14 protein-coding genes are annotated in these 12,421 nt (G+C 64.6%); 7 read left to right on the top strand and 7 right to left on the bottom strand.

The annotated features are described in order from the left end of the window. Nucleotides 1-10: 10 nt before the first annotated feature. Nucleotides 11-1,423, top strand: coding sequence for a dihydrolipoyl dehydrogenase (gene lpdA / locus JJT62_RS07730; protein WP_202072141.1), 1,413 nt, complete (start codon nucleotides 11-13; stop codon nucleotides 1,421-1,423). Nucleotides 1,424-1,618: 195 nt separating this feature from the next. Further along, the gene (locus JJT62_RS07725) at nucleotides 1,619-2,206 is read left to right on the top strand and encodes a hypothetical protein (protein WP_202072140.1); all 588 of its coding nucleotides are present in this window, start codon (nucleotides 1,619-1,621) and stop codon (nucleotides 2,204-2,206) included. 262 nt (nucleotides 2,207-2,468) lie between these two features. On the opposite strand, the gene JJT62_RS19365 is transcribed toward JJT62_RS07725, so the two are convergent. The 3 genes from JJT62_RS19365 to JJT62_RS07715 all read right to left on the bottom strand — a co-directional run bounded on the left by JJT62_RS19365 (nucleotide 2,469) and on the right by JJT62_RS07715 (nucleotide 3,876). Further along, entirely contained in the window at nucleotides 2,469-2,600 is a 132-nt protein-coding gene (locus JJT62_RS19365; protein WP_255537213.1) for a hypothetical protein, read from the bottom strand. 140 nt (nucleotides 2,601-2,740) lie between these two features. Further along, entirely contained in the window at nucleotides 2,741-2,884 is a 144-nt protein-coding gene (locus tag JJT62_RS07720; protein ID WP_202072139.1) for a hypothetical protein, read from the bottom strand. A 383-nt stretch (nucleotides 2,885-3,267) separates the two neighbouring features. Further along, on the bottom strand, nucleotides 3,268-3,876 hold the full coding sequence (locus tag JJT62_RS07715) for a L,D-transpeptidase (RefSeq protein ID WP_202072138.1): 609 nt from the start codon (nucleotides 3,874-3,876) through the stop codon (nucleotides 3,268-3,270). A gap of 246 nt (nucleotides 3,877-4,122) precedes the next feature. Between JJT62_RS07715 and JJT62_RS07710 the strand changes: the two genes are divergently transcribed. Beyond that, on the top strand, nucleotides 4,123-5,052 hold the full coding sequence (locus JJT62_RS07710; protein ID WP_370568503.1) for a histone deacetylase family protein: 930 nt from the start codon (nucleotides 4,123-4,125) through the stop codon (nucleotides 5,050-5,052). Here the strand turns inward: JJT62_RS07710 and JJT62_RS07705 are convergent. The 4 genes from JJT62_RS07705 to JJT62_RS07690 all read right to left on the bottom strand — a co-directional run bounded on the left by JJT62_RS07705 (nucleotide 5,031) and on the right by JJT62_RS07690 (nucleotide 9,509). Then, nucleotides 5,031-6,518, bottom strand: coding sequence for a hypothetical protein (locus tag JJT62_RS07705; protein ID WP_202072137.1), 1,488 nt, complete (start codon nucleotides 6,516-6,518; stop codon nucleotides 5,031-5,033). The two genes, JJT62_RS07710 and JJT62_RS07705, sit on opposite strands and share 22 nt — an antisense overlap. 231 nt (nucleotides 6,519-6,749) lie before the next feature. Beyond that, the gene (gene ykgO, locus JJT62_RS07700; protein WP_036283477.1) at nucleotides 6,750-6,875 is read right to left on the bottom strand and encodes a type B 50S ribosomal protein L36; all 126 of its coding nucleotides are present in this window, start codon (nucleotides 6,873-6,875) and stop codon (nucleotides 6,750-6,752) included. A 303-nt stretch (nucleotides 6,876-7,178) separates the two neighbouring features. Further along, a complete protein-coding gene (queC, locus tag JJT62_RS07695; RefSeq protein ID WP_202072136.1) occupies nucleotides 7,179-7,904 on the bottom strand; it encodes a 7-cyano-7-deazaguanine synthase QueC in 726 nt (241 codons plus the stop codon). 63 nt (nucleotides 7,905-7,967) lie between these two features. Then, the gene (locus JJT62_RS07690) at nucleotides 7,968-9,509 is read right to left on the bottom strand and encodes a HAMP domain-containing sensor histidine kinase (RefSeq protein WP_202072135.1); all 1,542 of its coding nucleotides are present in this window, start codon (nucleotides 9,507-9,509) and stop codon (nucleotides 7,968-7,970) included. 132 nt (nucleotides 9,510-9,641) lie between these two features. Here JJT62_RS07690 and JJT62_RS07685 point away from each other — a divergent pair, with 132 nt between their 5' ends. From JJT62_RS07685 to JJT62_RS07670, 4 genes are all read left to right on the top strand, one after another. After that, entirely contained in the window at nucleotides 9,642-10,253 is a 612-nt protein-coding gene (locus JJT62_RS07685; RefSeq protein WP_202072134.1) for a glutathione S-transferase family protein, read from the top strand. Next, nucleotides 10,253-10,903, top strand: a complete 651-nt coding sequence (locus JJT62_RS07680; RefSeq protein ID WP_202072133.1) for a uracil-DNA glycosylase family protein — start codon at nucleotides 10,253-10,255, stop codon at nucleotides 10,901-10,903. The genes JJT62_RS07685 and JJT62_RS07680 overlap by 1 nt, the downstream gene beginning before the upstream one ends. Continuing rightward, nucleotides 10,900-11,745 (top strand): 3-deoxy-8-phosphooctulonate synthase, encoded by an 846-nt coding sequence (gene kdsA / locus JJT62_RS07675; protein WP_202072132.1) that lies wholly within the window; start codon nucleotides 10,900-10,902, stop codon nucleotides 11,743-11,745. Before JJT62_RS07680 ends, kdsA begins: the two co-directional genes overlap by 4 nt. Before the next feature lie 89 nt (nucleotides 11,746-11,834). Beyond that, nucleotides 11,835-12,230 (top strand): hypothetical protein, encoded by a 396-nt coding sequence (locus JJT62_RS07670; protein ID WP_202072131.1) that lies wholly within the window; start codon nucleotides 11,835-11,837, stop codon nucleotides 12,228-12,230. The last annotated feature ends 191 nt before the right edge of the window (nucleotides 12,231-12,421 follow it).

Genomic DNA, 12,421 nt, shown 5'->3' with positions numbered 1-12,421 from the left:
AGCGGCATTCATGATTTATGATCTTGTCGTGATCGGTTCGGGTCCGGGCGGCTATGTCTGCGCGATCCGGGCCGCGCAATTGGGCCTGAAAACCGCCGTCGTCGAGAAAGACCCGACCTATGGCGGAACCTGCCTCAACGTCGGCTGCATTCCCTCGAAAGCGCTGCTGCACGCTTCCCATATGTTCGAGGAGGCCGGCCACGGCCTTGCGCCGCTCGGCGTGATCGTCGATCCGCCGAAGCTCGATCTCGCGGCGATGATGAAGCACAAGAACGAAACAGTCGGCGCGAATGTAAACGGCGTTGCCTTTTTGTTCAAAAAGAACAAGGTCGACGCCTATCGCGGCGTCGGCCGCCTTGCTGGCGCGGGCAAAGTTGAAGTGACCGGCGCCGATGGCGCGTCGCAGACCCTCGAAACCAGGAATATCGTGATCGCCACCGGTTCGGCGGTCGCGCCTTTGCGCGATGCTTCCGGCGCCGAAATTCAGATCGACGAAAAGCTCGTCGTCTCCTCCACCGGCGCATTGTCGCTGGAGAAGGTTCCGCAACGGCTCGTCGTCATCGGCGCGGGGGTCATCGGCCTGGAGCTCGGCTCGGTCTGGCGGCGGCTCGGCGCGCAAGTGACGGCGATCGAATATCTCGACCGCGTGCTGCCGGGCTTCGATCTCGAAGTGGCCAGCCGCTTCCAGAAGCTCCTCGAAAAACAGGGCTTCGCCTTCAAGCTCGCGTCGAAGGTCACCGGCGTCGCGCGCGAAGGCGATGGCGTCGTGGTCTCCTATTCCTCCGTCGACGGCGCAACCTCGGATACAGTCGCGGCGGACGTCGTTTTGGTGGCCACCGGCCGCATCCCCTATACGCAGGCCCTCGGGCTCGAAGAGGCGGGCGTCGCGCTGGAGCGCGGGCGCGTCATCATCGACGACCATTTCGCCACCAATGTCCCGGGCGTTTACGCCATCGGCGACGTCGTGCGCGGGCCGATGCTCGCCCATAAGGCCGAGGATGAGGGCGTCGCCGTCGCCGAAATCCTCGCAGGCCAGGCCGGCCATGTGAATTACAACGTCATTCCGAGCGTCGTTTACACGAGCCCTGAAGTCGCCTCGGTGGGAATCACCGAGGAAGACGCCAAGGCCAAGGGCCTCGACGTCGCCGTCGGCAAATTCCCCTTCTCGGCCAATGGCCGCGCCCGCTCCATGCGCGAGACCGACGGCTTCGTGAAATTTATCGCCGACGCCGCCACCGACCGGGTGCTGGGGGTCCATATCCTCGGCGCCGGCGCCGGCGAGCTGATCGCGGAAGCGGCTGTGCTCATGGAATTCTCGGGCTCCTCCGAGGACCTCGCGCGCACCTGCCACGCCCATCCCACCATGTCGGAGGCGATGAAGGAGGCGGCGCTCGCCGTGGCCAAGCGGGCGATCCATATCTGACGCCATTTCCGTTTGAGCAGCTCGCATTGGGCCTTGTCATTCCCGGCGGGCTGAAGGCCCGACCGGGAATCCAGAGCCACAAAAGCGCGGGTTTCCCGATCGCTCGCTGCGCGAGTCTCCGGAAGGGGCGCCGAACCAAATTGGCGTTCACGATCGGACGCTTACATTCTTGCCGGACTGCTGCTGGAGCGCCCGATGGAACAAGTGAATGCATTTCTCGGCTGGTTGAAGCCGCGGCTGGCGCGGGCCTTCTGGTTCACGCTGGCGCTTCTCTTCCTGATCGAGAGCTGGCTCTGGGACCATCTCAAGGACGGGCTGCACGCGCTCGAGCGCTGGCTCGGCGTGGAACGGTTAGAGCCCTGGCTGAAAGCTCTTGTCGCGCAGCTCTCGCCGCCCATGGCGCTGGTCCTTTTCGTGGGCCCGATCGCTGGAATATTGCCGCTTAAAATAGCCGCCTTGGCGCTGCTGGCGCATGGCCATATTCTGGCGGGCGTCGGCGTCATTCTGCTGGCGAAAATGCTGGCGCTGGGCGTCGAGGCCTTCCTGTTCGACATCTGCCGCGACAAGCTTTTGCAGATGCCATGGTTCGCACGTTTCTATGCGACGGTCCTCGACGTGCGCGCCTGGGCGTCTCAGCTCGTGAAGCCTTACAAAGAGCGCTTGGCGGAAGGACTCGCCAAGCTGCGCGCCAATCTCGCAGCCTACCTGGGCGGGGACGGGGAACTCTTGAGAAAACAGATCGCCCGCCTGCGCGCCCTGGTGAAATCGCGGGGCGCGGCGTAAGCGCTCATACCGTTTCCGTTTGAGTAGCTCGCATGGGGACGTGTCATTCCCGGCGGGCTGAAAGCCCGACCGGGAATCCAGAGCCATAAGTGCGCTGGTTTTGCTCGGAGCCCGTCATTGCGAGCGAAGCGAAGCAATCCAGGGCAGCGATGCGGCGCGGGATTGCTTCGTCGGCTCCGCCTCCTCGCAATGACGGCGGTAATTCCGATCGCTCGTCTGCGAACGTCGAGATCAACACCGAACCAATCAAGCGGATCTCGTATCACTCGCAGATGGCGTAGCCGAAGCAGAAATCGGCTGCCGCCGCGGAGGGCGATTTGAACAAGGCCCCCGCGCTCGCGAAGCTTGCCGCCACCATCAGCGATAGAAGGCCGAAAATAAGTGATTTTCTCATAAGCCCCTCCCCGAAATGCCTTGCGCCGCAATATCGGGGCTGCCTCGCCTCTCAATTTGCGCGCCTGCGCCCCCTTGGCCGACTAACGCCGATCCTACGGCTCCGGTTCCGAGAAACCGTCCAGGCGCCCTCGAGCGTGCTTAACGACAAAGCGCATAGCCGAAGCAAAAATCGCTCGCATCCGCATGAGCGCTCGAGACGACATAAGCGCCAGCGCCAGCCAATTCGAGCGCGAGAACCAGAAAGACCACGAGCAAAGCGCCCAATCCCGCTGTCTGTCGCATGGAAGCCTCCTTCTATCTCCGCCTCGCCCATCGGCGAATAAGCGCAGATTAGGGAGGCAGGGACGCAGACACAGTGCGCGGGCGCACGGGCCGAAGGGTGGCTCGAAATGAAAGAGCCTCCCCCCGCGGCGGAGGAGGCTCGTCCCGCGGTCATTGTGCGGGATCTGCTCGACTGGTTCGGCGCCATCCCCGACGCTCGCGCCGTTTGGACACACAGGAATCACCGCCGTCATTGCGAGGAGGCGGAGCCGACGAAGCAATCCAGGGCCGCATCGCCGCCCTGGATTGCTTCGCTTCGCTCGCAATGACGGGCTTTGAGTAAAACCAGCGCTCTTGTGGCTAGATTCCCGTCGGGCTTTCAGCCCGCCGGGAATCACAATAGTTTAGATCACGACGACCTTGGTGCCCACCTTCACGCGGCTGTAGAGGTCGATCGCGTCGATGTCGCGCATGCGGATGCAGCCCGAGGAAACGCCCTGGCCGATCTTCTCCGGCTCATTGGTGCCGTGGATGCGGTAGAGCGTGTCCTTGCCCTCCTGATAGAGATAGAGGGCCCGCGAGCCGAGCGGATTGTCCGGGCCGCCCGGCAGGCCGCCGGCGTCGGCGGTCGGCTGCAGATGCGGCCAGCGCTGGAGCATGTCCTTGGGCGGAATCCAGCGCGGCCATTCCTGCATCGCGCCAACATAGGCGCGGCCGCTCCAACCCATCGCGTCCTGCCCTGTCGCAACGCCATAACGAACAGCCTTGCCGCCGGGCATCACGTAGTAAAGGAAATGCGACCTGGAATCGACGATGATCGAGCCAACCGGCTCGTTCGTCTTGTAATCCACGAGATAGCGATCGAATTCGGAGCTGATTTCGGCTTTCGGCGCGAGCGCCAGAAATTCGGCGTCGCGACCCGACAGCTTCGGCTCGGGCAAACGCGTCCCGCTGTAACAGCCAGCGAGCGCGAGCGCGGATAGCGCCGTTGCAACCAAAAGCCTCGAATTCATGCCAACGCTCCTTTCCGCCGCAGGATAGTCACGAAAAATGCTTATCACGAACTCGCCCGGGACAATCCGCCTCACCGCCATATTGGAGCCAATATTCCCTTGGTGTTGCCAGGGCGCCACGTTGCAGCGCGAAGAAATTGTCCCAAGCCGCCCCAAATGAGGACTTGACGTCTTTCATTTTTCACAGACATGGGCGAAAAACACAGGAACAGGGCGGGAATCGTCCGCCCCTTTAGCGGCGATCTTGTGAAAACGCTTCTCGTCACGCATGCGAGCGGTCTCGATCACGAAATGGGTCCGGGGCATCCCGAGCGCCCGGATCGGCTGCGCGCCATAGAGCGCGAGCTGGACGCCGAGCGCTTCCAATCCCTTACGCGCGTGAATGCGCCGCGCGCGTCCCTCGAAGCAGTGCTGCGCGTGCATCCGCAAAGCTATCTCGATGCGCTCGAACAGGCCGGGCCGCGCGAAGGCTATGCGGCGCTCGACAGCGACACGCTGATGTGCGCCAAGACGCTCGAGGCGGTCTGGCGTTCGGCGGGCGGCGCCGTCGCCGCGATCGACGCGGTGATGAGCGGCGCGGCCGACACCGCTTTCGTCGCCACGCGCCCGCCGGGCCATCACGCGAGCGTGCAGACGCCCATGGGATTCTGCTTCATCAATAATATCGCCATCGCCGCGCGCCACGCCCAGGCGGCGCATGGCGTCGAACGCGTCGCCATCGTGGATTTCGACGTGCATCACGGCAACGGCACTCAGGATATTTTCTGGGCCGACGGCAGCGTTCTTTACTGCTCCCTCCATCAGGCGCCGTTTTACCCCGGCACCGGCGGGCGCAACGAAACCGGCGAGCACGACACCATCGTCAATGCGCCATTGCTGGCCGGCTCGTCTGGTTACGCCTTCCAGGAGGCGTTCGTCGACCGCGTCCTGCCGCGGCTGCGCGACTTTGGCCCGGACATCATCCTCATCTCGGCCGGCTTCGACGCCCATGAACGCGACCCGCTCGGCGGGCTTCTCCTCACCGAGCGGGATTTCAGCGAGACGACCAAGCGCCTGATGGACGTCGCCGACAAGAGATGCGGCGGGCGGCTCGTCTCTCTTCTCGAAGGCGGCTACGATCTCGAAGGCTTGAGCCGCAGCGTCGCGGCCCATGTTCAGGCCTTGATGGGCGCCTGAGCGGCGGCCAGAGCCTCCGCCTCGAGATGGGCCCTTTCCGCCCGGGCCAGAATATCGGCGAGGATAAGATCGTCGCGCGACGGCTCCTCCTCGCGGGCCTGCAGCAGCCGCTGCTGCCGCGCCGCCTCCAGGGCGCCCGCCGTCACCTTGCCGGAGGCGCGCTCCCTTTCGAGTTGCTCCACCAGGTCGCGGTTCGCCTGTTCGAGATGCGCCTTCTGATCGGCGAAGCGGCTGCGCTCCGCATTCAGCCGGTCGCCGGCGAGCGCGGCTTTCTGCTCGGATTTTTCGAGCCGGGCGGAGAGGTCGCGCATCGCCCGGATCAGTGAGCGGGCGCGCCTGCTGAGCCGCGCATGGGCGCGCTCGCGGGCGTCCAGCTTTTCCTTGAGCGCCAGCATATCGGCGGCCGTGGCTTCGGAATGTTCCGAAAGACGCAGGAGTTTCTGCTCCAGGTCCTGAACCAGACGCTCGCCGACGCGGCACTGGTCGCTCTTCTCCTGCAGCTCGGACCGCGCTTCGACAAGAAGCCGCTCGGCGGCCTGCGCGCGCGAGACCTGCTCGTCGAGCTTGGCTTCCAGCTCGGCGATCTGACGGCGATGCTCCTCGAGCTCCAGGCGCGAGGCGGCCTGCGCCCTTTGATGCTCCATATGGGTCGAGGCGATCAGCTCCTCGAGCTTGCCGATCTGGCGCCGCTCGGTTTCGAGCGCGATCTCCAATTCGCGGATGCGCTCGACAAGCCCTCCGGCGTAGACCTTCCCCTCCGCCAGCTCGTTCTGCAGCGCGCCTGCGTGCGTCTGAACTTCGACGAGATTTGCTTGCAGGACGTCGGCATGTTGGCGCGCGAAGGCGGCTTCGTCCCGCGCCGCGGAAAGATCGAGCTGCAACTGCGTGATGAGCCGGTCGTTCTTGGCCACCGCGTCCTGCAATTCGTCGAGGTCGCCCTTGAGATGATAGACTTCGGCGCGCTCGGCTTCGTAAGCCTCCTGATACTGAGCGCCGACGCCCTGAGCCTGGCGCAGATCCGCCTCCAGCGTCTCGATCCGCGCTTCATGAGCCTGCGTCGCCTCGCGCAGCCGCGCAGTCTCCAAGGTTAGCAGGCTGTTTTCGGTCCGCGCCTCGTCCCTCTCCTCGTAAAGCGCGCGATTTTCTTCCTTCATGTCGGCGAGCGCGCCCTCGGTCAGCGCGATCATCATGCCGCGCTCGACCAGGGCGGCGTTGGTCTCCTCGCGCGCCGCGAGGATATGGCCGATCCAGTTCGAAATCTCGACGAAATGCGCCTTGACCGCGCAAAGCTCCTCGACCTTCTGGACAAGGTCGATGCAGCGGTTCTTGATCTCCTCGTCCTCCGCGCCAATCTGGTCCAGCGTCCACTCGGGAAAGGACGATGGATTTTGGACGCCGGCGTCGACATGGGCGACGCCCGCGTCCGGAACGACGTATTGCGCGGGGAGATGAAGAAGATCGTTCATATCGAGCCTTCCTGCTGTGCCTTATGCGCCGCCAGGAGGGACGCGGTCGGCAGACCTCTAGGATTTGTCTCGAGCTGAAGATATTCAGGAAAGCATAGCCGACGGAATTCGGCCTTTCGGACACGACCGATACTGGAGAACTACTTAGACCTTTTGGAATAAGCAAAAGCCGCGAGCCTGTCGGCGTCGCGGCTTTTGAAAAAGCTCAATTGCGGGGAGAGCCCCGGAGGCTCAGCCCTGGCGGGCCTTGTAGCGCTTCTGAACCTTGTTGATGACGTAGACGCGGCCCTTGCGGCGCACGATCTGGTTGGCGCGATGGCGCGAACGCAGGGACTTCAGAGAGTTGCGGACTTTCATGGTCTATCCTCGGCAATAGAACACTGGCCGGGATAACGCCCAGCGCCTCGTTACGGCCGGATATGCCAAATTTTACGCCGCCGATCAAGTCGAAACTGCTTGAATGGCGGTACGTTCCAATCTGGCGTCGTTAGCCCCCATACCTCCCCTTTACGGGGAGGTCGGCGGCCAAAGGCCGCCGGGTGGGGCCACGCCGCAACAATTGTGTTGGGGCTTTACCCCACCCGACCCCGCTGACGCGGGGCCACCCTCCCCGTAAAGGGGAGGGATGAGCTCTCGCCCGGCGTTCGCCCGAATTGTCCCTCACAGCGTCGCCACAAATTTCTCCCAGCCCGCCGCGCGCAGCTTGCAGGCGGGGCACTCGCCGCAGCCATAGCCCCATTCGAAGCGCTTGCCGCGCTCGCCCAGATAGCAGGTGTGCGATTCCTCCACGATGAGCTCGACGAGCCCTTCGCCGCCGAGGTCGTGCGCCATGCGCCAGGTCGCCGCCTTGTCGATCCACATCAAAGGCGTATGGATTTCCACATCGGTCGCCATGCCGAGGGTCAAGGCCCGGTTCACGGCGCGAATCGTGTCGTAGCGGCAGTCCGGATAGCCGGAGTAATCGGTCTCGCACATGCCGCCGACGAGGTCGGCGATGGAGCGCCGATAGGCGAGCGCGGCCGCGAAAGTGAGGAAGATGATATTGCGGCCGGGAACGAAGGTATTCGGCAGGCCGCCCTCCCCGAGCGCGACTTCGGCCTCCCGCGTCAGCGCGGTTTCGGAGACGGCGCCGAGCGCCTCGAGCGAGATCGTATGGTCCTCGCCGAGCCGCGACCGCCACAGCGGCGAGAGCGCGCCGAGGCCGTCCCGCAAAGCGGCGCGTTGCGCCAGCTCGATGCGATGGCGCTGACCGTAATCGAAGCCCACGGTCTCGACGCGGGAGAAATGCGCCAGCGCCCAGGCGAGGCAGGTGGTCGAGTCCTGTCCGCCGGAGAAAAGCACGAGCGCCGCGGAGTCCCCGGCGGGATTTGCGTCATGGGTCGTCATGACACGAAGCTAGCGCGCTTTCCGCTCGCATGGAATTAGCGTTCGCCGCGCGATGCGAGCGAATCACGCCGCCGTGCGGCGGGCGGGGCTCTGGGCTGTCGGCGTCTCGAACTTGGGCAGGGCGTTCATCACGCGCTGGGGCGGGAAGATCACGATCGCTTCGGTGCCCTCGCGCACTTTGGACTTCAGCATGAACTGGCCGCCATGCAGCTCGACGAGGCCCTTGACGATCGGCAGCCCCAGGCCCGTGCCCTCGTCGGCGTTCTTCTGCGCGAGCGTGCCGCGTCCGAAGGACGCCATGACGACGGCGATTTCCTCCTCGGGGATGCCGGGGCCCGTGTCCTTGATCGCGACATATTGGCCGCCGGCGCTGGTCCAGCCGACCTTCAGCGTCACCTGCCCGCCCTGCGGCGTGAATTTGATGGCGTTGGTGAGAAGGTTGAGAATGACCTGGCGCACGGCCCGTTCATCCACCCAGATGCGCGGCATGCTCGGCTCCAGCGCCTCGATCAAATTGATGTCGCGCTTCTGGGCGCGGATCGTCAAAAGATGGCGGCACTCCTGCGCGACATTGACGAGCGAGACGCTCTCCTCCTTCAATTCGTAGCGGCCCGCCTCGACGCGCGAGAGATCGAGGATTTCATTGATCAGCATCAGCAGATGCTGGCCGCTCGAATGAATATCGGAGGAATATTCCTTGTAAGCTGGGTTGGAATGCGGGCCGAAAAGCTCGTTTTTCAGCACCTCGGAAAAGCCCAGTATGGCGTTGAGCGGGGTGCGCAGCTCGTGGCTCATGGTCGCGAGGAAACGCGACTTGGCGAGATTGGCCTCTTCCGACCGGCGGCGCGCCTCGTCGGAATTCGCCTTGGCCTGCTCCAGCTCGGCGATGAGCTCGTTCTTCTCGGCGCGGAAGAACAGGCTTTCGGAGGCGAGCTGGTGGAAACGCCTGGCCAGCACGTAGAAAAACACCTGGCTCGCCGCCACCATTGCGACGAGGGGGGCGATGGTTTGGGCGCCGCGCGCGGCGACGGCGATATAGGCGACGCTCGCCAGCGAGGCCGGCAGAATGGCGGCGTAGACGGCGGCCGGAATCGTCGCCGTCACCATGGTGTTGAACGCCGAGGACATCAGCATCATGCAGATGACCAGCGTGCGGGCGTTGGGGTCGTTGACGCTCAGGAGGGTCGCCGCGACGCCGGCCCAGACGAAGCCATGGATAAGCTCGGTCGCGACGAATTTGGTGCGCCACTCCTTGACCGTGATCTTGGAGTCGTCCCGGCTCAGCAGGCTCTTGGCCGTGCCGTAGCAGAGGATGAGGCTGGAAAAGGCGAGAACGAGCCAGACGATGATCCGTTGGCTCGGGACCCAATACAGGGCCAGGAAGGACATCATCAGAATGAGCGCCACCGCCGATACGGCGGAATTGACGCGCGTCTCGGCATAGGCCCGCAGCAGCTCGAGATCAGCGCCGCGATACCCCGTGTCGGAGGTCGTCAGGCGCTCTCGCGCCTGGCGCACGCGCGCGCCGAGCCGACGCTTTTGCGTCGCAGTCTGAGGATCGAGCCCACGACCACGCTCGATCATTTCCGCGGTGATTTCACTCATTTTACACACGCAAGACGTTACTGCGTCGGAAGCCGACGAATGCGATAATTCCCGGTAAATGTTAACAGCCCCCTCACAAGCAGCCACGCTTTCGACTAAATTCTGAATTGCAAGTAAAGAGAAAGGTCCAAAATGCTTCTTTACGATACGGCGCTCGCCCCCAACGCCAAGAGGGTGCGGATTTTCCTCGCGGAGAAGGGGATCTCCATCCCCACGCGCAGCGTCGATCTGCTCGCGCTCGAACAAAAAGGCGAGGATTTCAGGCGTATCAACCCGATGGGCGCCGTCCCGGCCCTGGTTCTCGACGACGGAGAAGTCCTCACCGAATCCGTCGCCATCTGCCGCTATATCGAATGGCTCCATCCTGAGCCGCCGCTCTTCGGGCGCGACGCGCGCGAGCAGGCTTTCGTGGAGATGTGGCAAAGGCGCATGGAGTTTTCCCTTTTCCTGGCGGTGGCCATGATTTTCCGTCATACCCATCCGAAGCTCGCGGCGATGCAGCAGCCCCAGCTCCCGGACTACGCCGAGTCGCTGCGTCCGCGCGCGATCTGGGCCATGCGCTTCCTCGACGGCGAGCTGTCGAAGCGCCCCTATGTCGCGGGAGAGGCGTTCACCATCGCGGACATCACCGCCTTCGTCTCGATGGAGCTGACAGCGCCTGCGGGACTCGCGGTCCCCGACGACCTGCCCCACCTCGCCCGCTGGCGGCAGGAAATCTCGGCGCGTCCGAGCGCGGCGGCCTGATGGCCTCAGGCGCGCGACAGCGGCTGGAGGCGCTTGCGACACGGATTCGCGCCTGCCGCCATTGCGCCGAGGCGCCGTCGCCGCTACCGCACGCGCCGCGCCCGGTCTTGCGGGTTTCGCCCACGGCGCGCCTTCTCGTCGCGAGTCAGGCGCCCGGCAATCTGGTCAATCAGACCGGCATTCCTTTCAACGATCCGTCTGGCGAGCGGCTGCGCGATTGGATGGGCGTCGACCGCGACACATTCTACGATGTGTCGCGCGTCGCCATCGTCCCCATGGGCTTCTGCTTTCCCGGCAATGACGCGACGGGCGGCGATCTGCCGCCGCGCCCGGAGTGCCGCAAACTGTGGCACGACGCCCTGTTCGAGGCGATGCCGCAGATCGAAACCGTGCTCGCGATCGGGCGCTACGCGCAGACCTACCACTTCGCCCGGCTCGGCCATGCGCTGCCCAAATCAGCGGGCGTCTCTGAGACCGTCGCCGGCTGGCGCGCCTTTCAGGGCGGAAAGCCGCTGATCTTCCCCCTGCCCCACCCCTCCTGGCGCAACACCGGCTGGCTCAAGAAAAATCCCTGGTTCGAGGCGGAGGTCCTGCCGGCGCTGCGCGCCGAGGTCGCGCGGCTCGTCGGCAAGCCGGGAAAAGCGCCATGAGCATTGTCTCTGTGGGAGAGGGCGCGCGCGCGGTTTCATTCTGCAATGACCGGCCTCTGGCGCTGATCGCCGGGCCCTGCGCGCTGGAGAGCCGGGAGATGGCGCTCGAGGTCGCGAGCGAGTTGGCGCTTCTGTCGGACCGGCTCGGGATCGGCGTCGTCTTCAAGGGCTCCTTCGACAAGGCCAATCGCACCAGCGGCGGCGCGCCGCGCGGTCTGGGGCTGGACGCCGCGCTGCCCATCCTCGCGGAAGTAAAGGAGAAGACCGGCCTTCCCGTCACCACCGACGTGCATGAAAGCTGGCAGTGCGCCCGCGTCGCCGCGGTCGTCGATCTCCTGCAAATCCCCGCCTTCCTGTGCCGGCAGACCGATCTTATCGCCGCGGCGGCGCAGACCGGGCGGCCGGTGAACATCAAGAAGGGCCAGTTTATGGCGCCCTGGGATATGGAATATCCCGCGCAAAAAGCCCACGCCGCGGGCGCCGCCGGCGTTCTCCTCACCGAGCGCGGGACGAGCTTCGGCTATAATGCGCTCGTCACCGACATGCGCGGCCTCCCCATCATGCAGGAGACCGGCGCGCCGGTGATTTTCGACGCCACGCATTCGGTCCAGCAGCGGGGCGGGCGCGGCGGCGCCTCGGGGGGAGAGCGGCGCTTCGTGGCCGCGCTGGCGCGAGCGGCGGTCGCCGTGGGCGTCGCGGGGCTGTTCTTGGAAACCCATCCTGATCCAGACGCCGCCCTCTCCGACAGCGCCACGCAGCTCCCGCTGCGCGAGCTCGCGGCCTTGGTCGAGACGCTCATGGCGTTCGACCGCCTGGCCAAATCGTTCACGGGAAGTTCATGAGCCAGAGACGAACATCGCCGGTGGCTCCAAGGAAATCCGCCTCGGGGAAGAATGTCTCCCCGGCGCGCCCGCCCGAAAGGAAATGCAGCATGGACAAGAAGACAGCCGGCCTTGTCGGCGCCATATCGGCGCTGACCCCCTTAGCGGCGAGCGCCGCCCCGGCGGTCAAGACGCTGGCGGAAGTGATGGCTCCGACCTCATACGCCGAACTTCTGCAGCCCATTCCCAATGCCGCCGAACTGCTGAAGCAAGCCGCAACCGCGGCGCCCGAGCCGGAGGCCAAGGTCGAGCAGGCTCAGTATTACTATCCGAACTACAACTATTACTATCAGCCGCGCCGGCGCTATTATCATCATCACCACCATCATCATAGCAATTATTGGGGCGGCTACGGCGGTTACGGCGGTTACGGCGGTTGGGGGCGGCCCTATTACCACCACCATCACCATCACCACCACCATCATCATCACTGGGGCGAAGACTGAAGAACTCGCATCGGGAGCCTGTCATTCCCCTCGGGCTGAAAGCCCGGCGGGAATCCAGAGCCTCAAGAGCGCTGATTTTGCTCTGAGCCCGTCATTGCGAGCGACGCGAAGCAATCCAGGGGCGGCGATTCGGCCCTGGATTGCTTCGTCGGCTCCGCCTCCTCGCAATGACGGCGGTGATTTCCTCTGTG

Source organism: Methylocystis sp. Sn-Cys (assembly GCF_016745395.1).
In the GTDB taxonomy this organism is placed as follows: Bacteria; Pseudomonadota; Alphaproteobacteria; order Rhizobiales; family Beijerinckiaceae; genus Methylocystis; species Methylocystis iwaonis.
This window is presented reverse-complemented; position numbering and strand designations above follow the sequence as displayed.